This window comes from Streptomyces sp. NPDC059679 (assembly GCF_042734105.1).
Classification (GTDB): domain Bacteria; phylum Actinomycetota; class Actinomycetes; order Streptomycetales; family Streptomycetaceae; genus Streptomyces.
Genome location: NZ_JBHWES010000105.1, coordinates 1 through 18075, shown reverse-complemented (window position 1 = coordinate 18075; position 18075 = coordinate 1). Strand labels below are relative to the sequence as shown.

The window sequence follows — 18075 nt, the reverse complement described above, 5'->3', positions numbered from 1 at the left end:
CGAAAACCTGGTGACGATCGTCCGTCGGGTAGGTAGAACACCATCGTGACCACCATCCTGCGGCCCACCGGGCCGGAACAGCGCACCGACGCGGGCGGCCGGGCCCGCTCGTACGAGGTCTGTGTCAACGGCCGCCCCGTCGGCTCGCTCCACCTCGCCACCGACGACCGGCTGGGCCCGGAGGTCGGGCGGATCGAGCGGCTGGACATCGACGAGCCGGACCGCCACCGTGGCCGGGGCACGGTCGCCGCGCTGGCCGCCGAGGAGGTGCTGCGCGGCTGGGGCTGTACGCAGGTGGAGGTCAGCATCCCGGCTCAGGCCACGACCGCGCTCGGGCTCGCGGGCGCGCTCGGCTTCGGCGAGCGCGGCCGCAACATGGTCAAGGAGCTGTCCGAGGCGCCCGAGCTGCCGGCGGGCAGCGAGGTGCGGGCCATGGGGGAGGCGGAGTACCCGGCCTGGTTCGAGCACGAGCGGGCCGAGTACATCCGCAGCTGGACGGAGCGCGGGGTGGCCGAGGAAGCGGCGCGGGCGAAGGCGGACACCGCCTACGCGACCCTGCTGCCGGACGGCCCCGCGACGCCCGACACCTTGCTGCGCGTACTCGCCCACGACGGTACGGACGTGGGCACCGTGTGGCTGGCGATACGCCCCGAGGAGGCGGCGGAGGCAGCGGGCGCCCTCGAGGGCTATGTCTACGGCGTCGAGGTCGCCGAGGAGCACCGCGGCCACGGCCATGGCCGTACGCTCATGCTGGCCGCCGAGCGCGACGGCCTGGCGGCGGGGGCCCGCACGATCGGGCTGCATGTCTTCGGCGGCAACGCCCCGGCGCTGCGGCTGTACGAGTCGCTTGGCTACCGGCCGACCGAGTACCACCTGTTCAAGCAGCTGCTCTGAGCCCGGGGGCACCGGCTGACGCCCCGGGCCCGGGCACCCGGCCCGGTCCCCGGCTCAGCCGGCGAGCAGCCGGTCGGCGATCGCCTCGATGCGCTCGCGCAGACCCTCCTGGCTCTTCCCGCCGTCCAGCCGCTCGCCGCCGATCACATACGTCGGGGTGCCGTTGACCCCGATCGCCTTGCCCTCGGCCTGGTCCGCGTCCACGATCAGGATGTGCCGCCCGTCGATCAGCGCGGTGTCCATCTCCTCGGCGTCCAGGCCCAGCTCCCGCGCCACCTCCACCAGCAGCACCTCGCCGCGCGCGCCCAGCTCCTCGGCGCGGGCCAGGACGGCCTCGGCGTACGGCCAGCCCCGGCCCTGCACGATGGCCTCCTCGAGGGCCTGGGCGGCCGCGTGGGCGTGCTGGTGCTTCTCCAGCGGGAAATGCCGTATGCGGATCTCCAGGGCGTCGCCGTAGCGGGCGCGCAGTGCGTGCAGATCGGTCTGTGAGCTACGGCAGTCGGGGCACTGGAGCTCGCACCACACATCGAGCACGATCGGCTCGCCTCGCTCGGCGGGTTCAGCGGGCTGGGCAGGCTGGGGGTCGCTCATGGGGCCAGTCTTCCAGCCCGGAGCCTCGTCCTCCGAATCAGCACCGGGCGCCTCGGCTCATGAGGGCTAGGTCGCGGACTCGGCCCAGGGGAGGAGCCGTTCCCCGGAGATGTCCCTGATCCTCATCCCCGGAACGGTCGGGACAGCGCCTCGAGGGTGCACGATGGATACCCGGGGCCCGATTCCCGTTATCCGATCGCCAGGAGGACCCGATGCTGACCGACACCGTCTGCGCCGCGGCGTCCGCGGCGGGACTCGCGGTCGCCTTTGTGACGGCGTACCGCAAGCGTTTCCTGGCCGCGACCCGTATCGCCGCCTACGCGCTGCTGCCGGTGGGCCTGGCGATGACGGGCATCCTGGACTGGATCGCCGACCTGGTCTTCAAGCCGAGCGTCTGGCTGGGCTTCGGGGTGCTCGGCCTGTCCTGGCTGCTGTTCATGGTGACCCGGGCGGTGGAGCGCCGGGGCGGTGGCACCCGTAAGGAGCGGCGCGCCGCGGCGGCGGCGGAGCGGGGCGGGGCTGCGGCCCCCGCGCTGGGCGCGGGCGGCGGGCTGCGGGGATCCAGGGGCGCGGCCAAGTCCGGAGGCAGCTCGGGCACGGACGACTTCTCGGATATCGAGGCCATTCTCAAAAAGCACGGAATCTGACGCCCAACCGGTCAATACCAGCTCTCCGGTCGCAGGCGGGGTCCCCCTGCGCCATGATCTTGCGCGAGATGCTGCAATCACCCGGGGAGCGATCCCCTATCGAAGGACCCCCTGCACCGCCGAGCGAAGAGCCGCGTGGCTGTCTCTTCGCCCTTTCCCAGCCACCGCTGATGCTGTTCCTCGCGGTCATATTCACCCTGCTCTTCGTCACCGCCCTCCACGACCTCTACCGGTGGTGACCGCCACCGGACGCGCCGGCGTCGGCACGACCGCCGACGCGGCCTCAGCCCGCTGCCGCCTCCCGGCGCCGCGCGCGATAGGCGGCCACATGCAAGCGATTTCCGCAGGTGCGGCTGTCGCAGTAGCGCCGTGAGCGGTTACGCGAGAGGTCGACGAAGGCATGCCCGCAATCCGGCGCCTCGCAGCGCCGTAGCCGCTCCCGCTCGCCCGCCACCACGAGGAACGCGAGCGCCATGCCGCCGTCGGCGGCCAGGTGCTCGGCCAGGGACGCCCCTGGGGCGAAGTAGTGCACATGCCAGTCGTAGCCGTCGTGGTCGGTGAGCCGGGGGGTGGTGCCGGCCGCGGCGACCATCGCGTTGAGCAGCTCGGCGGCGCGCCGGGAATCGGCCGCGGCGAAGACCTCGGCGAAGCGGGCGCGCACGGCCCGTACGGCCACCAGGTCCCGCTCCCCGAGCGTGCCGACGTCGCTGATGGCGTGCTGCGCGACGAAGGTGCGCAGCGCGGCGAGGTCCGCGAGGTCGTCCGGGCCCTCGCCTTCGGGCGTGGTGTTCACCAGAGCGACGACCGCGTCGAGCGCGACCTGGGTGTCGTGGTTGATCAGCACGGTTGGCTCCCTGGCCGGCCGGATCGGAGGCTGCTCTCGCCTGCCCTTCGATCTGACCGACTCTAGCGGCGTCCACCCACATGTGTGACAACTACGGCCCGTATGGCAACCACCCATGACAACTGGTGACCGCTGACAACGGTGATCACCAACAACTGGTGACGCCGTACGACCGTACGAGACGACGGTGCCGTCGCTGCGGACCACTCCGCGGCGACGGCACCGTCGTCTGCTCCCATATGCCGTTGTCTGCCGTTGTCTGCCGTTGTCGATATCGACATGACGTTGATGTCGCTGCCTGCATGCCGCGGCCGGGCTCGCGCCGTCTCCCCGAGTCGGACGGCCGCGCTCAGCGCTCGCCGGGGCTCAGCTCTCCGCCAGGATGTGGGAGAGTTCCGTGTCGAGGTCGAAATGGCGGTGCTCGGTGCCGGGTGGCACCGCAGCGTCGGTTCGCTTGAGGAACGACTCCAGGGCCCGCGCCGGGGCCTCGAGCAGAGCCTCTCCCTCCGGGGAGCTCAGGGCGATGCAGACGACGCCCTGGCCATGACTGCGGGACGGCCACACCCGGACGTCGCCAGTGCCTGTGGGCCGGTGCAGGCCCTCGGCGAGCAGGTCGCGGGCGAAGACCCATTCGACCGTCTCTTCGGCTCCGGTGTGGAAGGTGGCGTGCACGGCGTAGGGATCGGCCGTGTCGTACCGCAGGCCCGCGGGTACAGGCAGTGACGACTCGCTCGACACAACGAGGCGCAGGTGCAGCTCGCAGCTGACCGTGGTGTTCATAAGCGCCAGGGCCTTTCGCTCAGTGTGCGCTCGGGGATTCGCACGTCGGCGAAATCGACATGCCACCTACGGTGCCGTTGTAAACCCCTCTGCCCGTTTTGTGGTCCTTCTAGTAGCTCTAGCAGCGGAGTCTCCGGGCGGTCGGTACCGCCATCCCGGTGAACTCTTTTCGATCAGGTAAGTTGGGTCACATGAGCGCGGAGAGTGACGAGCGGCAGGAAGTCGCCGGATCGGCGGCATCCGGGGCCGCGACGGGGGAGGGTGCCTCTGGTGAGCCGGTCTTCGGCTCGCGGGCGCCGCACTTCATCCAGAGGTCCCGGGCGTTGCATCTGAGCTGGCAGGTCGGGGTGTTCCTGGTCGGGCTCGCAGTGGTGATCATCGGCATCATCATGCTGCCGCTGCCCGGCCCCGGATGGCTGGTGATCTTCGCCGGTATGGCGATCTGGGCCACCGAGTTCGTCTGGGCCCAGCTGGTGCTGCGCTGGACCAAGCGGAAGGTCACGGAGGCGGCGCAGCGCGCCCTGGATCCCCGGGTGCGCAAGCGGAACATCATTCTGACCACGATCGCCGTGGTGATTTGCGCCGCGGCCATGGCGGTGTATGTGTGGAAGTTCGGGTTCGTCATGCCCTGGAAGATCAAGGAGTGACGAGCGCGGTCGACCGCTCGGGGCGCGGACGCGGGTGGTCATGGGCACGGTCCGGCATGCGCTAATGTTGGGCGTGCGCCAGGGCGATTAGCTCAGTGGGAGAGCGCTTCGTTCACACCGAAGAGGTCACTGGTTCGAACCCAGTATCGCCCACCCTGCGACGAGGGCCCGGAGGCTAGACGCCTCCGGGCCCTCGGTGTTGTTACGCGCGGTGACGGCCGGATCCCGGTCGATCGGTGAAGCGCTTCGACTGATCCTGTCCGAACCGTTGACGTCCGCCGACTACGTCCCTAACTTAGCCCGGCAAGCGCTTGCCTAAAACGTTTCAAGGACCGTTGGTGTGAAGGCTCGTTGGGCAGTCGGACGACCTGCCCGGGAGGGGCGTCTCATGAGTGCTCGATGGGTGCGAGGGAGCAGAGGACTGCGGGCGGCCGCGGTGGGGCTGCTGGGGCTGGGGCTGCTGGCCTCGGGCTGCGGTGGGAACAGCGGAGGCTCGGGCGATGGCACGGTGACCATCCGCTACTCCTGGTGGGGCGCGAAGGACCGCGCCGAGCTGATCCAGAAGACGGTCAAGCTGTTCGAGAAGAAGTATCCGAAGATCAAGGTGAAGACGGACTTCGCCGAGTACGCCGACTTCTGGAGCAAGTTCAATACCCAGGCCGCGGGCGGAAATCCGCCCGACGTCTTCCAGAATTCCGTCGCTTTTCTGCGCAAGTACGGCGAGAAGAACATCCTGCTCGATCTGAACCAGCAGGTGAAGGCCGGAACCTTGAGCATGAAGGACTTCCGGGCCGGCCTGGAGAAGGCCGGTGAGGTCGACGGCAAGCTCTACGGCGTGCCGGTCGGCGTCAACACCTTCGCCATGTTCTACAACCCCGCCGAGTTCAAGAAGGTGGGGGTGACCCCCAAGGACGGCTGGACCTGGGACCAGTTCTTCTCCGCGGCCGAGAAGATCAGCCAGGACAAGGGGGACCTCTTCGGCGCCAGTGACAACGCCGGGGTGATGTACCTCTACGACCTGTATCTGCGCCAGGAGGGCAAGGCCTTCTTCACCGAGGACAAGAAGCTCGGGTTCACCGAGGACGACCTCAAGAAGTGGTGGGGCGACTGGTACGGGAAGAACAAGGACGGCGTGCTGGTCCCGGCCAAGAAGAGCGAGCAGGTCAAGCCCAAGGCCACCATCAGCGCCGACCTCGCCGCCGCCGAGTTCACCTGGGACAACTTCCTGGTCCGCTTCGCGGCCGAGACCAAGACCGAACTCGACCTCGGCCCGATCCCGACCCTGGACGGGAAGAAGACCGGGCAGTACCTCTCCTCGCTGATGCTCAGCGGTTCCGCGCGGACCCAACACCCCAAGGAAGTCGCGAAGTTCATCGACTTCATGACCCATGACCCCGAGGTCGGCAAGATCATGGGCTACAACCGCGGGGTGCTGCCCACCAACGCGCAGTACGACGCGTTCAAGCCCACCGGTGTGAACGCCAAGATCGCCCAGTACGAGGAGAGCGTCACCGACAAGCTGGAGCCGATCACTCCGCACCCGGCCGGCGCGGATGTCGCCGAGGCCGCGTTCCTGCGCATCTACGGCCAGGTCAGCCAGGGCAAGACCTCGGTGGACGACGCCGTGGACCAGTTCTTCAGCGAGGCGAAGACCGCGCTCGGCTCCTGAGGAGATCCCCCGTGACCCCCACCAAGACCCCCGCGGCGGACGGTCCCGCGCACAAGGCCCCCGCGCCGCGGGAGGCCAAGGCCCCGCACTCCGCCGCCGCCCTCGCGCGGCGGCGGGGGCGCCGGGAGACGCTGGCCGGGTATCTCTTCCTGACGCCGTGGTGCATCGGGATCCTGCTGCTCACCCTCGGCCCGATGCTCGTCTCGCTCTACCTGGCGTTCACCGACTACAACCTCTTCGACTCGCCCAAGTGGGTGGGCCTGAGGAACTTCCGGGAGATGTTCCGGGACGACCGGTGGTGGAACTCGGTCGATGTGACGGTGAAGTACGTTCTGATCGGCACCCCGCTCAAGCTGCTGCTCGCGCTCGGCGTGGCGCTGCTGCTGGTCAAGCCCCGGAAGGGGCAGGGCTTCTACCGCTCGGCCTTCTACGCCCCGTCCCTGATCGGCGCCAGCGTCAGCATCGGCGTCGTCTGGCGGTCGATCTTCCAGGACGATGCGATCGTCGACAAGTCGATGAGCCTCTTCGGCTGGGACGTGGGCGGCTGGATCGGTGACCCGGACTGGATGCTGCCCACGCTCATCTCGCTGACCGTCTGGCAGTTCGGCGCCCCGATGGTGATCTTCCTGGCCGGGCTCAAGCAGGTACCCCGTGAGCTGTACGAGGCCGCGGAAATGGACGGCGCGGGCCGCTGGCGCCGGTTCCGTTCCATCACCCTGCCGATGATTTCCCCGGTGCTCTTCTTCAATCTGCTGCTGGAGATCATCCACTCGTTCCAGGTCTTCACCTCGGCGGTGGTCATCGGCGGCACCGGAGGCTCCGGGGCGGGCGGTCCCGCCGACTCCCTGCTGGTCTACACCTGGTACCTGTACGAGCAGGGCTTCCGCAATCTGCGCATGGGGTACGCCTCCGCGATGGCCTGGATGCTGATGCTCGGCATCGGGCTGGTGACGGTGGTGCTGTTCAAGACCCAGCGCGGCTGGGTGCACTACGAGGAGGACGCCAGGTGAGCGTGGATCGGGGCGCTGTGCGGGCTGGACTGAGGAGCCGCGCAGCGACGGAGGAGCGAGCAGTGACGAGGGAAGCCCGCGCGTTGGAGCGCCCCGAGACTGAGCGGGGAGGAGGGGGATGAGCGCTGTGACCAGTACGGCCCGGCGCAGGGTGCGGTCGGTGGGCTGGCATGTGGGCGCGCTCGCGCTGCTGGCCGTGATCCTCTACCCCGTGGTGTGGGTGATCGGGGCCTCGTTCAAGCCTGGGGACAAGATCGTCGGCAGTCTGCAGCTGCTGCCCACCGACCCCATCACCGACAACTACCGGCGGCTGTCCGAGGGCATCGCCGACATCCCGATCACCAGCTTCTTCTACAACTCGCTGATCATCGCGGTGGGTTCGGTGGTCGGGGTGCTGTTCTCCTGCTCCCTGGCGGCCTACGCCTTCGCCAGGATCCGCTTCGCGGGGCGCAATCTGCTGTTCTCGGTCATGATCGCCACACTGCTGCTGCCCTTCCAGGTGCTGATCATTCCGCAGTATGTGCTGTTCCAGAAGCTGGAGCTGATCAACACCTTTGTGCCGCTGCTGCTCGGCAAATACCTGGCCGTGGATGCCTTCTTCGTCTTCCTGCTGATGCAGTTCATGCGCAACCTGCCGAAGGAGCTGGACGAGGCGGCCCGTATCGACGGCTGTGGCCATCTGCGCATCTACTGGAACATCGTGCTGCCGCTGTGCCGCCCCGCCCTGATCACCAGCGCGATCTTCAGCTTCATCTGGTCCTGGAACGACTTCATCGGACCGCTGCTCTATCTGAACACCCAGGACAAGTACACGGTCTCGCTCGCCCTGAAGATGTTCATCGACCAGGACACCGTCGCGGACTACGGCGGCATGGTCGCCATGTCGCTGGTGGCGCTGGCGCCGGTGCTGCTGTTCTTCCTCGCCTTCCAGCGCTATCTGGTCGAGGGCGCGGCGACCTCCGGGCTCAAGGGCTGAGGGGCGGCGCCATGGACGTACGGGAGGCGAGCGCGCGGTCGCGGACCGGGCGGGCGGTGGCGCGGCGGGACTCGCGGCTGTTCCTCTTCTCGGTGTTCGCCGAGTCCCTGCTGACCGGGGTGTGGGTGGTGCTCGCCGCCCTGCCCGTGGTCACCCTGCTGCCCGCCTTCGCGGCCGGGTGCGCACATCTGCGCCGCCACCTGGACGGCGAGCGGTCCACATGGCGGGATTTCCTCTCCGGCCTGCGGGAGGCGGTGCGCAGCGGCTGGCGGTTCTCCCTTCTGTGGTGGGCGGCCCTCACGCTGCTCGCCTTCGATCTGCGCGTGGCCCGCTCCGGGGCCCTGCCCGGCGGGCCCGCGCTGATCGCCGTGAGCGTGGCGGGGACGCTCGCGGTGATCGTGCTCGGGCTGCGTACGGCCGCGCAGTGGCGGCCCGGCCTCGGCTGGCCCGCCGTGGCCCGCGCCGCCGTACGCCGCGGCCTCGGCGCCGACCTGGGCGGGTCGCTGCTGCTCGTCGGCGGGCTCGCGGTGGTCACCGTCGCCGCCTGGCAGCTGCTGCCGCTGGTCGCCCCCGCGGTCGGCGCCCTCGCGGCCTGCGCTGTCGCGGTGGAAAGGCGCGTACGGGCCTGACGGTGGCCCGCCCGCGCCTGACACCACGACCACCCCCGTCGAGCCACCCACGTCATGCACCGCACCTGACCGTTCCTTGAGACTGAGTAGGAGCGAGCCCATTCAGCCGCACGCCCCGAACGGTCTTGGGCGCTCCCCCAGCTGCCGCTGGGGGTGCCCCCTGGCGCCGTGCCCGGCGTCCCAGATCGCACGAGCACGCCAACCCGGCCGGACCAGGGCGCCGTAAGCATGCGAGCACACCATCACACGATCGAGCTAATGCGGCCTCGTCCGCACTCTCCGGCAAGCAGCTACCAACCCCCGTTGAAAGGTTGCGCATGTCTCCGATCCCCCGACGCAATGTGCTCAAGGCAGCCGCCGTCGCCGGCGCCGCGACCCCCTTCTCCTGGCTGCTCGCGGACAACACCCAGCAGGCCGCGGCCGCCGACAAGGCCGACACGGCCGACAAGGCGGCGGACGACCCCGTGAACATCACCTGGCTGGAGGACGGCGGCCTCGGCGCGGCCGCGGGCAGCACCTTCGGCGTGCCCTGGCCGAAGGGCGCCCAGTCGGCGGACCAGAAGTTCGCGCTGGCCACGGCCGACGGCAAGGACGTGCCCCTGCAGACCTGGGCCACCGCCTACTGGCCCGACGGCTCGCTCAAGTGGACCGCGCACGCCGCGGCGGAAGGGCTCGACGGCGCCACCGCGTACCGCCTGACGGCCGGCGAACCCGCCGCGCCCGCCAAGAAGGTCACCGTCTCCGAGAGCGGAGGCAAGATCACCGTGGACACCGGGGTGATCAAGGCCGTGATCGGCAAGGACGGCGGGAAGCTCGTACGGTCCATCACCCGGGGCGGCACCGAGATCGCCCGCGACGGCCGGCTCGTCCTGCTCCGCCAGGGCGATATCGACGACGGCGACCACGGCAGCGCCAAGTGGGAGCGGTTCGACGGCGAGATCAGCGGCGCCAAGGCCGAGCAGAAGGGCCCCGTCCGCGCGGTCGTCCGTATCGACGGCAAGCACCGCAAGGGCGGCCGCCGCTGGCTCCCCTTCAGCGTCCGGCTCTACTTCTACGCGGGCGCCGACTCGTTCCGCATGGTCCACACCATCACCTTCGACGGGGATCAGACCGGCGGTCATGAGTCAGGGGACTTCATCCGCGGTCTGGGCGTGCGCTTCTCCGTGCCCATGCGCGACGAGGCGTACGACCGGCACATCCGGATCGCGGGCGAGGGCAAGGGGTTTCTGACCGAGGCGGTCAAGGGCATCACCGGGCTGCGCCGCGACCCCGGCGCGGCCGTCCGCAAGGCCCAGTTCAAGGGCGAGAAGCTGCCCGACCCGGCCACCTGGGACCAGCGGGTGACCACCCGGCTGCACCTCATCCCCACCTGGGGCGACTACACCCTCTCCCAGCTGTCCGCCGACGGCTTCACACTGCGCAAGCGCACCAAACCGGGCCACGGCTGGATCCCCGCGGGCGGAGGCGGCCGGGCGGGCGGTTTCGGCTATGTGGGCGGCGTCAGCGGCGGACTGTCCTTCGGGCTGCGCGACTTCTGGGAGAAGTTCCCCGCCCAACTCGACATCCGGGGCGCCGCGGGCGACGAGGCCGAGGTCACGCTGTGGCTGTGGTCGCCCGAGGCCCAGCCGATGGATCTGCGCTTCTACCACGACGGCATGGGTCAGGACACCTATGCCGAGCAGCTCGAAGGGCTCAACATCACCTACGAGGACTACGAGCCGAAGTTCGGCACCCCGTACGGCATCGCCCGCACCAGCGAGCTGATGTTCTGGGCCAACGGCGCCACACCGAGCGCGGAGACGCTGGTCGCCCAGGCAGCCGCCGTACGCACCCCGCCCCAACTGGCCGCCGGACCCGCCGATCTGGCCCGTGCCAAGGTCTTCGGCGGCCTGTTCGCGCCCGTGGACCGCTCGACCGCCGCCAAGGCGAAGATCGAGGACCATCTGGACTTCCTCTTCGCCTACCACAAGGGCCAGGCCGAGCAGCGCCGCTGGTACGGCTTCTGGGACTACGGCGACATCATGCACACGTACGACGAGGACCGGCACCAGTGGCGGTACGACGTCGGCGGCTACGCCTGGGACAACTCCGAACTGTCACCCGACCTATGGCTCTGGTACACCTATCTGCGCTCCGGCCGCGCCGATGTCTTCCGGTTCGCGGAGGCCATGACCCGGCACACCGGCGAAGTGGACGCCTACCACCTCGGGACATGGGCCGGCCTCGGCACCCGGCACGGCGTACAGCACTTCGCGGACAGCGCCAAACAGCAGCGCATCTCCACCGCCGTCTACCGGCGCCCGTACTACTTCCTCACCGCCGACGAGCGCGTCGGCGACATCATGAGCGCCCTCGTCGACTCCGATGAGACCTTCCTCGTCCTCGACCCGCTGCGCAAGGTCCGCACCGACCCCGACTACGAACCGGACCCGCACGCCCTGGACATCGGCTTCGGCACCGACTGGAGCGGGCTCGCCGGGGCGTGGCTCACCGAATGGGAGCGGCGCGGCCCCAAGGCCGAGAAGGCCGAGGCCAGACTGCGCGGCACGATGGCGACCATCGCGGCCCAGCCCAACGGCTTCGTCCAGGGCTCCGGGCTCTACGACCTCTCCACCGGCAAGTACGCCGTCGCGACCGAGGCGAAGGTCAGCGTCTCCCATCTGTCCGCGGTCTTCGGCCTCGTCGAGATGTGCGCCGAGCTGATCGACCTGATCGACATACCCGAGTTCAGGGAGGCGTGGCTGGACTACTGCCGCTACTTCAACGCCACCAAGGCCGAACAGAAGGCCCGCTACGGTACGGACTTCGGCTCGCTGCTGCTCTTCCAGGGCCACTCGCGGCTCGACGCCTACGCGGGGGCGCAGCTCAAGGACGAGGCGCTGATCGAACGCGCCTGGCAGAAGTTCTCCGGGGGCGACGGCTATCCCGACGCCACGACCGACTGGAGGACGGTCGAACTGGAAGGGCCCGATGTGCTGGAGCCCGGGGTCGAGGCCGTCTGGGTGTCCACCAACTCCACCGCCCAGTACGGGCTGGCCGCGATCCAGAACCTCGCGCTGATCGGGGACAAGCTGCCGGGCTGAGCCGGATGGACCCGGCCCGGGGGCCGTTCCCGGGCCGAGCCCACCGCGGACTGGAAAGACCGCAGACTGGGGAGATGGACTGGTGCCGTTACCGCTTCCGGAGCCACTGGGACCTCGACGCCCCGCCCGCCGCCGTCTACCGGCTGCTCGCCGCGGGCGACGAGTACCCCCGGTGGTGGCCGCAGGTCCGGGAGGCGGTCAGGAGCGACGAGCGGACCGGCACCGCCCGTTTCCGCTCCGTGATCCCGTACGACCTGGTCATCACCGTCCGCGAGGCTTGTCAGGACCCGGCGGCGGGGGTGCTGGAGCTGGCCTTCTCCGGCGATCTGGAGGGGTGGGCGCGCTGGACCGTGACCGCCCGCGGCAGCGGCGCACGCGCCCTCTTCGAGCAGGATGTGGTGGTCCGCAAGCCGCTGCTGCGCCTCTTCGCGCTCCCCGGCCGCCCCCTCTTCCGCCTCAACCACGCGCTGATGATGCGCGGCGGGCGGCGAGGGCTGCGGGCCTACCTGGCCGCGCCGCCGCCCGGGGCGCATTCGGTTTGAACGAAACCCACCGCGACCTGTATTGTTCAGGTCGTTCCACCGGGGAGGACCCCACCGGGACACCCGGGGCGATTAGCTCAGTGGGAGAGCGCTTCGTTCACACCGAAGAGGTCACTGGTTCGAACCCAGTATCGCCCACCTCATGAGGCCGGGCCGCCGGCAGGCGGTCCGGCCTCAGCCTTTATTCGGGTCTCAACCCTTATCCGGGCCCCGGCACGTATCCGGCGGGCCTACGCCGCGGCGGGCAGTTCCGGCCGCATCGGCCAGGCCGGGTCGCACACCTCCTGCGAGCCGTTGAGCGCGAACCACGCCTGCAGACCGCGGGCCTGCGCCGCATACCACACCGCCTGCCGGTCGTGCAGCTCCGCGGGCGTCATCGTGCCCAGCCGGGAGGTGAAGCGGCGGCCCACCGCCCGCACCACTTCCAGGGCGGCCGTGGCGTCCGCCGCCGCGTCATGCGCGCCCGTCAATTCCACGCCGTAATGGGCGCACAGATCGGTGAGCGTGCGGCGGCCCTTGCGATAACGGTCCAGGTGCTTGTCCAGCACCCGGGGGTCGAGGATGGCCAGTGAGCGCAGGGAGACATACGTGGACAGGCTCGCATTGCGATGGCGCTTCAACTCCCGGTCCAGCAGGGTCAGATCGAACGGCGCGTTCATCACCACCACCGGGGTGCCCCGGGCGGACTGCTCGGCCAGCGCCCGTGCCACCTCGTCCACCACCGGGGCCGGCCACCTGCCGTGCCGCTGGAGATGCGCGTCGGTCAGCCCGTGTATGGCGCTCGCCGCCTCCGGCACCGGTATCCCCGGGCTCACCAGCCAGCGCCTGACCTCCGGCAGAGTCCCGGCCCCCCGCTGGACCACCAAAGCGGCCGACACGATCCGGTCCTGCTCTACATCGATCCCTGTGGTCTCCGTGTCGAATGCGGCGAGAGGCCCCTCGAACCAGGACGGCATGGCCTCAACTCCTCGTGCTCGCTCACCAAATGGCATCTACGACCCCGCCCCACCTGGTGATACCCGTCGAGAGTGGGCCGAACCGCCGCCGTTTGCCGGGCTCCTGACGCGGAGACAACACTGGTGTACCAATCCGGCAATTCCGGAAGGCGCTCGACGACATGGCGTTCGCGCAGCCCGACCCGGCCACGCCGGCGAGCAGTCTGCTGTCCGAGCGGATCGCACCGCCGCGAGGCTCCCTCGCCACCACCGCCTGTATGGAGACCCTGCAGGTCGGCTATCTGCACGCGGTCGCGGCGGCCGCCGGCTGCTCCTTGGCGCAGCCCTTCCCCGACCACGGCATCGACTGGCACCTCAGCCACAGCGCGCGCGGGCACACCGTCGACGACGAAGTGACGATCAAGGTGCAGCTCAAGGCCACGTACCAGATCGCCCCCCGCCCGCCCGGGCCGACCTTCTCCTTCACCCTCGACAACGACCACCTGATCAAGCTGGCCCGGACCCCGGTTTCGGTCCACAAGATCCTCGTCGTGATGATCGTGCCGCGCGCCCGGGACGACTGGGTGCGCGCCGGCCACGACCGTCTGGCGCTGCGCCACTGCTGCTACTGGACCAACCTGGCCGGCCACCCCGCCACGGGCAGCCGCCGGACCACCGTGCGGATCCCGACCTCGAGGATCTTCGACGACCGCGCGCTCTGCGAGATCATGTCCCGGGTCGGGGCGGGAGGGAGACCCTGATGGACCGGTACCGCCCGACCGAGGAGCCCGCACCCGCCGTGCCCGCCCCGTCCCCGGACCAGGTGGACCCGGCCGTGCTCGGCGCCCTGCTGGCCCGGCACGGCTGGCGGCGGCGCGGGGGAGCGGTGGGGCGGTACGCGCGCTGGACACCGCCGGGCGACATGGCCGGCGGCACCAGCCTGCTGGTGCCCGAAAGCCGGGAGTTCCCCGACAGCGGCGATCTGCTGGGCGAGGCGGTGACCGCGCTGGCCCGCAGCGCCGCGCCGTCCGCCCGCGAGGTGCTGATCGGCCTCGCGGTGCCCAGCGACGAGATCCGCTGGCGCCGCGAGGTGCCCGAGCCCCGTACGGGCGCCCCCGCCTGGACCGCGCAGGAGCGGCTGCGCGCCGCCGCCCGCGCCACGCTGCTGGCCGGGGCGCTCGCCGCCCGGGGGCGGGCGGGCTACTACGGGGCGCGCCACCGCCGCGAGGCCGAGGCGTGGCTGGACCACGTTCTGATCGGGCCGGCCGGCCCCGGCGGGCGCGAGCTGACCGTCTTCGTACCGGTGGAGCACGGGCGGGCCGTCACCGGGACCCTGCTGCGCGCGCTGTACGCGCTCCGCGACGCGGTGGACTACCAGCGGACCACCGGCAGGCAGGAGGCTTTCGACGCCGCTGTGGAGGCGGGCGTGAGCCGTGAGCTGACCGAGGCCGTCGTCGCCCTCGTCGAGGGGACGGAAGGGGCCCGGGTGGCGCTGGAGTGGTCGCCCGGGGCCGGCCCGCCGCTCGGCTCGGCGGTCCGGCCGGAGCCGGTGGAGTTCAGCCCCGGCGATCTGCCGGCCCTGCGGGAGGCCGGCGCCCGCTATGAGCAGGCCGAGCCGTCGGTGCCGGTGCGGGTCACCGGTGCGGTGGTGCGGCTGCGCCGCACGGGACCGGGCGGCCCCGGGACGGTCCGGCTGCGGGTGCTCGCCGGCGCCGAGGTGGGGCAGGTGCGGATCGCGCTGGAGGAGGACGACTACCGGATCGCGGGACACGCACATCTGGTGGGGCTGCCCATCCGGGTGAGCGGCAGGCTGGAGAGCCGTGGCGGGTTCCGGCGGATCACCGGCGCCAGGGACGTCACCCCGGTGCAGGTCGACGAGGCCGAGCGGGACCGGCTGCTGAAGTCGATGCAGGCGAACCTGGGCGTCGCGGCCTTCTTCGAGGAGGCCTGCGGCGGGCCCGAGGAGGAGCACGGCGACGGATGCCCCGAGCCCTGACCGCGAGCTCTGACCGTCAGCCCTGGCGGCGATCGCTCCCCGTAGCCGTCCCCGTAACCGTTTCGCGGTCGGGCCCTCCGGCTCGGTACGATTCACGCTGCGCAGCAATCGCTGCTCCGAGTGATCCATCAGTCAGGAGAGACCGGTGTCAGACGTCCGTGTGAGCATCCAACGCGATTCCGAGCGGGAAGAGCGCGTGGTGACCACGGGCACTACGGCGGCGGACCTGTTCGACGGTGATCGCTCGATCGTGGCCGCGCGCGTCGGCGGGCAGCTGAAGGACCTGGCGTACGAGCTGGCCGAGGGCGACGAGGTCGAGCCGGTCGAGATCACCAGCCAGGACGGTCTGGACATCCTGCGCCACTCCACCGCGCATGTCATGGCGCAGGCCGTGCAGGAGCTCTTCCCGGAGGCCAAGCTCGGCATCGGCCCGCCGATCAAGGACGGCTTCTACTACGACTTCGACGTCGAGACCCCGTTCCACCCGGACGATCTCAAGCGCATCGAGAAGAAGATGCAGGAGATCATCAAGCGGGGCCAGCGGTTCTCCCGCCGCCCCGTCACCGACGAGGCCGCCCGCGAGGAGCTGGCGGCCGAGCCGTACAAGCTGGAGCTGATCGGGCTCAAGGGGTCGGCCGCGGATGCCGCCGAGGGCGCGTCCGCCGAGGTCGGCGCCGGTGAGCTGACCATCTACGACAACCTCGACGCGAAGAGCGGCGAGCTGTGCTGGAAGGACCTGTGCCGGGGGCCGCACCTGCCGACCACCCGGAACATCCCGGCCTTCAAGCTGATGCGCAGCGCCGCCGCGTACTGGCGGGGCAGCGAGAAGAACCCGCAGCTGCAGCGGCTCTACGGCACCGCCTGGCCGACCAAGGACGAGCTCAAGGCGTATCTGGACTTCCTGGTGGAGGCCGAGAAGCGCGACCACCGCAAGCTGGGCTCCGAGCTGGACCTGTTCTCCTTCCCCGACGAGCTGGGGTCGGGCCTCGCGGTGTTCCACCCCAAGGGCGGGATCATCCGCCGGGAGATGGAGGCGTACTCGCGGAAGCGGCACGAAGAGGCCGGCTACGAGTTCGTCAACACCCCGCATATCACCAAGGCCAAGCTGTTCGAGACCTCGGGGCACCTGCCGCACTACATGGAGGGCATGTTCCCCCCCATGGAGTTCGAGGGGCAGGACTACTACCTCAAGGCCATGAACTGCCCGATGCACAACCTGATCTTCCGGGCGCGCGGGCGGTCCTACCGAGAGCTGCCGCTGCGGCTGTTCGAGTTCGGCACGGTCTACCGCTACGAGAAGTCGGGCGTCGTCCACGGCCTCACCCGGGCCCGCGGCTTCACCCAGGACGACTCGCACATCTACTGCACCAGGGAGCAGGCGCCGGACGAGCTGGACTCCCTGCTCACCTTCGTGCTCGACCTGCTCCGCGACTACGGTCTGAACGACTTCTACCTGGAGCTGTCCACCCGCGACGACAGCGACAAGTTCATCGGGTCGGACGAGCAGTGGGCCGAGGCCACCGACCTGCTGCGGCAGGCCGCCGAGAAGCAGGGCCTCGAGCTGGTCATGGACCCGGGTGGCGCGGCCTACTACGGGCCCAAGATCTCGGTCCAGGCGAAGGACGCCATCGGCCGGACCTGGCAGATGTCGACCATCCAGGTCGACTTCAACCAGCCCGCCCGGTTCGAGCTGGAGTACACGGCGGCGGACGGCTCGCGGCAGCAGCCGATCATGCTCCACCGGGCCCTGTTCGGATCCATCGAGCGGTTCTTCGCGGTGCTGCTCGAGCACTACGCGGGCGCCTTCCCGGTCTGGCTCGCGCCGGTCCAGGCGGTGGGCATCCCGATCGGCGACAGCCATGTGCCGTATCTGGAGGAGTTCGCCGCAGAGGCCAAGGCGAAGGGGCTGCGGGTCGAGGTCGACTCGTCCTCGGACCGGATGCAGAAGAAGATCCGCAACGCTCAGCGCGCCAAGACTCCGTTCATGATCATCGCTGGTGACGACGACATGGCGGCCGGGGCGGTCAGCTTCCGCTACCGGGACGGTTCGCAGAAGAACGGGATCCCCCGCGCTGAGGCGATCGCGGAGATCCTGGACGCGGTGGAGCGCCGGATCCAGGTGTGACGAGCTTCCCCTGCTGACGCGGGGTGTGCATTCGAGGGGCGGCCCCGAACGGGGTCGCCCCTCACCGCATCCTGATCAGCCTCGGACGAATATGCTGGCCCGCATGACGAGTGAGCCGGAGCAGCAGATCGGAGTGGGGACGCCCGACGCGTTCCAGCGCCTGTGGACACCCCACCGGATGGCGTACATCCAAGGCGAGAACAAGCCCACCGGGCCGGGTGCCGGGGACGGCTGCCCCTTCTGCTCCATTCCGGAGAAGTCCGATGAGGACGGACTGATCCTCGCTCGGGGTCGGCATGTCTACGCCGTGCTGAATCTGTACCCGTACAACGGCGGACACCTCATGGTCGTCCCCTTCCGGCATGTCGCCGACTACACCGAGCTGGATGCCGACGAGACGGTCGAGCTCGCGGAGTTCACCAAGGCCGCCGTGGTCGCGCTGCGTACCGCCTCGGGTGCGCACGGTTTCAATATCGGCATGAACCAAGGGACGGTCGCGGGCGCCGGGATCGCCGCCCATCTGCATCAGCATGTGGTGCCGCGCTGGGGCGGGGACACCAACTTCATGCCCGTCGTCGGCCACACCAAGGTGCTGCCGCAACTGCTGGCCGACACTCGCCGGATGCTGGCCGACGCCTGGCCGCAGGCGTAACGCCCGGCCCTCCTGCGGCGACGGCCCCCACGGTGACGGCCCCGGGCCCCGGCAG

Annotated in this window: 18 protein-coding genes and 2 tRNA genes; 16 read left to right on the top strand and 4 right to left on the bottom strand. The window is 70.1% G+C overall.

Annotated elements, in window-relative coordinates:
• Nucleotides 1–45 precede the first annotated feature (45 nt).
• Complete coding sequence (locus ACFV2X_RS51985) at nucleotides 46–894, top strand: GNAT family N-acetyltransferase (protein WP_385630484.1); 849 nt, start codon at nucleotides 46–48, stop codon at nucleotides 892–894.
• Nucleotides 895–948: 54 nt separating this feature from the next.
• Here ACFV2X_RS51985 and ACFV2X_RS51980 read toward each other — a convergent pair whose 3' ends face one another.
• Nucleotides 949–1485 (bottom strand): DsbA family protein, encoded by a 537-nt coding sequence (locus ACFV2X_RS51980; protein WP_385630482.1) that lies wholly within the window; start codon nucleotides 1483–1485, stop codon nucleotides 949–951.
• A 212-nt stretch (nucleotides 1486–1697) separates the two neighbouring features.
• On the opposite strand from ACFV2X_RS51980, the gene ACFV2X_RS51975 reads away from it, so the two are divergent.
• Nucleotides 1698–2132, top strand: a complete 435-nt coding sequence (locus ACFV2X_RS51975; RefSeq protein WP_089510422.1) for a hypothetical protein — start codon at nucleotides 1698–1700, stop codon at nucleotides 2130–2132.
• 68 nt (nucleotides 2133–2200) lie between these two features.
• The gene (locus ACFV2X_RS51970) at nucleotides 2201–2371 is read left to right on the top strand and encodes a hypothetical protein (protein ID WP_385630480.1); all 171 of its coding nucleotides are present in this window, start codon (nucleotides 2201–2203) and stop codon (nucleotides 2369–2371) included.
• A 44-nt stretch (nucleotides 2372–2415) separates the two neighbouring features.
• Here the strand turns inward: ACFV2X_RS51970 and ACFV2X_RS51965 are convergent, their stop codons facing one another.
• Together ACFV2X_RS51965 and ACFV2X_RS51960 are read right to left on the bottom strand one after the other, a co-directional pair.
• Entirely contained in the window at nucleotides 2416–2976 is a 561-nt protein-coding gene (locus ACFV2X_RS51965) for a CGNR zinc finger domain-containing protein (protein ID WP_089510421.1), read from the bottom strand.
• Between the two features lie 366 nt (nucleotides 2977–3342).
• The gene (locus ACFV2X_RS51960; RefSeq protein ID WP_003959770.1) at nucleotides 3343–3756 is read right to left on the bottom strand and encodes an SsgA family sporulation/cell division regulator; all 414 of its coding nucleotides are present in this window, start codon (nucleotides 3754–3756) and stop codon (nucleotides 3343–3345) included.
• A 191-nt stretch (nucleotides 3757–3947) separates the two neighbouring features.
• Here ACFV2X_RS51960 and ACFV2X_RS51955 point away from each other — a divergent pair, with 191 nt between their 5' ends.
• The 9 genes from ACFV2X_RS51955 (at nucleotide 3948) to ACFV2X_RS51915 (ending at nucleotide 12450) form a co-directional block, all read left to right on the top strand.
• The gene (locus ACFV2X_RS51955; RefSeq protein ID WP_385630477.1) at nucleotides 3948–4403 is read left to right on the top strand and encodes a TIGR02611 family protein; all 456 of its coding nucleotides are present in this window, start codon (nucleotides 3948–3950) and stop codon (nucleotides 4401–4403) included.
• A gap of 81 nt (nucleotides 4404–4484) precedes the next feature.
• A tRNA-Val gene (locus ACFV2X_RS51950) sits at nucleotides 4485–4556 on the top strand.
• A gap of 235 nt (nucleotides 4557–4791) precedes the next feature.
• The gene (locus ACFV2X_RS51945) at nucleotides 4792–6072 is read left to right on the top strand and encodes an ABC transporter substrate-binding protein (RefSeq protein ID WP_385630474.1); all 1281 of its coding nucleotides are present in this window, start codon (nucleotides 4792–4794) and stop codon (nucleotides 6070–6072) included.
• Between the two features lie 11 nt (nucleotides 6073–6083).
• Entirely contained in the window at nucleotides 6084–7082 is a 999-nt protein-coding gene (locus tag ACFV2X_RS51940) for a carbohydrate ABC transporter permease (RefSeq protein ID WP_385630472.1), read from the top strand.
• A gap of 118 nt (nucleotides 7083–7200) precedes the next feature.
• Nucleotides 7201–8058, top strand: coding sequence for a carbohydrate ABC transporter permease (locus ACFV2X_RS51935; protein WP_385630469.1), 858 nt, complete (start codon nucleotides 7201–7203; stop codon nucleotides 8056–8058).
• Nucleotides 8059–8069: 11 nt separating this feature from the next.
• Nucleotides 8070–8687, top strand: a complete 618-nt coding sequence (locus ACFV2X_RS51930) for a DUF624 domain-containing protein (protein WP_385630467.1) — start codon at nucleotides 8070–8072, stop codon at nucleotides 8685–8687.
• A gap of 317 nt (nucleotides 8688–9004) precedes the next feature.
• Nucleotides 9005–11770, top strand: coding sequence for a Tat pathway signal sequence domain protein (locus ACFV2X_RS51925; RefSeq protein WP_385630464.1), 2766 nt, complete (start codon nucleotides 9005–9007; stop codon nucleotides 11768–11770).
• A 74-nt stretch (nucleotides 11771–11844) separates the two neighbouring features.
• On the top strand, nucleotides 11845–12312 hold the full coding sequence (locus ACFV2X_RS51920) for an SRPBCC family protein (protein ID WP_385630462.1): 468 nt from the start codon (nucleotides 11845–11847) through the stop codon (nucleotides 12310–12312).
• Between the two features lie 66 nt (nucleotides 12313–12378).
• Nucleotides 12379–12450, top strand: a tRNA-Val gene (locus ACFV2X_RS51915).
• A 92-nt stretch (nucleotides 12451–12542) separates the two neighbouring features.
• Here the strand turns inward: ACFV2X_RS51915 and ACFV2X_RS51910 are convergent.
• A complete protein-coding gene (locus tag ACFV2X_RS51910) occupies nucleotides 12543–13268 on the bottom strand; it encodes a 3'-5' exonuclease (RefSeq protein ID WP_385630460.1) in 726 nt (241 codons plus the stop codon).
• Nucleotides 13269–13429: 161 nt separating this feature from the next.
• On the opposite strand from ACFV2X_RS51910, the gene ACFV2X_RS51905 reads away from it, so the two are divergent.
• The 4 genes from ACFV2X_RS51905 (at nucleotide 13430) to ACFV2X_RS51890 (ending at nucleotide 18020) form a co-directional block, all read left to right on the top strand.
• Entirely contained in the window at nucleotides 13430–14008 is a 579-nt protein-coding gene (locus tag ACFV2X_RS51905) for a DUF4365 domain-containing protein (protein WP_385630458.1), read from the top strand.
• Nucleotides 14008–15243: a hypothetical protein gene (locus tag ACFV2X_RS51900; RefSeq protein WP_385630456.1), complete on the top strand. Its 1236-nt coding sequence runs from the start codon at nucleotides 14008–14010 to the stop codon at nucleotides 15241–15243. The genes ACFV2X_RS51905 and ACFV2X_RS51900 overlap by 1 nt, the downstream gene beginning before the upstream one ends.
• Before the next feature lie 145 nt (nucleotides 15244–15388).
• Nucleotides 15389–17368, top strand: coding sequence for a threonine--tRNA ligase (thrS, locus tag ACFV2X_RS51895; protein ID WP_385630453.1), 1980 nt, complete (start codon nucleotides 15389–15391; stop codon nucleotides 17366–17368).
• A 91-nt stretch (nucleotides 17369–17459) separates the two neighbouring features.
• Complete coding sequence (locus ACFV2X_RS51890; RefSeq protein ID WP_385630451.1) at nucleotides 17460–18020, top strand: HIT family protein; 561 nt, start codon at nucleotides 17460–17462, stop codon at nucleotides 18018–18020.
• Nucleotides 18021–18075: the final 55 nt, after the last annotated feature.

Bases quoted from the DNA above. Each gene is read 5' to 3' on its own strand.
- ACFV2X_RS51980 (WP_385630482.1), bottom strand. From the start codon at position 1,485: ATGAGCGACCCCCAGCCTGCCCAGCCCGCTGAACCCGCCGAGCGAGGC.
- ACFV2X_RS51975 (WP_089510422.1), top strand. From the start codon at position 1,698: ATGCTGACCGACACCGTCTGCGCCGCGGCGTCCGCGGCGGGACTCGCG.
- ACFV2X_RS51970 (WP_385630480.1), top strand. From the start codon at position 2,201: ATGCTGCAATCACCCGGGGAGCGATCCCCTATCGAAGGACCCCCTGCA.
- ACFV2X_RS51960 (WP_003959770.1), bottom strand. From the start codon at position 3,756: ATGAACACCACGGTCAGCTGCGAGCTGCACCTGCGCCTCGTTGTGTCG.
- ACFV2X_RS51955 (WP_385630477.1), top strand. From the start codon at position 3,948: ATGAGCGCGGAGAGTGACGAGCGGCAGGAAGTCGCCGGATCGGCGGCA.
- ACFV2X_RS51945 (WP_385630474.1), top strand. From the start codon at position 4,792: ATGAGTGCTCGATGGGTGCGAGGGAGCAGAGGACTGCGGGCGGCCGCG.
- ACFV2X_RS51935 (WP_385630469.1), top strand. From the start codon at position 7,201: ATGAGCGCTGTGACCAGTACGGCCCGGCGCAGGGTGCGGTCGGTGGGC.
- ACFV2X_RS51930 (WP_385630467.1), top strand. From the start codon at position 8,070: ATGGACGTACGGGAGGCGAGCGCGCGGTCGCGGACCGGGCGGGCGGTG.
- ACFV2X_RS51925 (WP_385630464.1), top strand. From the start codon at position 9,005: ATGTCTCCGATCCCCCGACGCAATGTGCTCAAGGCAGCCGCCGTCGCC.
- ACFV2X_RS51920 (WP_385630462.1), top strand. From the start codon at position 11,845: ATGGACTGGTGCCGTTACCGCTTCCGGAGCCACTGGGACCTCGACGCC.
- ACFV2X_RS51910 (WP_385630460.1), bottom strand. From the start codon at position 13,268: ATGCCGTCCTGGTTCGAGGGGCCTCTCGCCGCATTCGACACGGAGACC.
- ACFV2X_RS51905 (WP_385630458.1), top strand. From the start codon at position 13,430: ATGGCGTTCGCGCAGCCCGACCCGGCCACGCCGGCGAGCAGTCTGCTG.
- ACFV2X_RS51900 (WP_385630456.1), top strand. From the start codon at position 14,008: ATGGACCGGTACCGCCCGACCGAGGAGCCCGCACCCGCCGTGCCCGCC.
- ACFV2X_RS51890 (WP_385630451.1), top strand. From the start codon at position 17,460: ATGCTGGCCCGCATGACGAGTGAGCCGGAGCAGCAGATCGGAGTGGGG.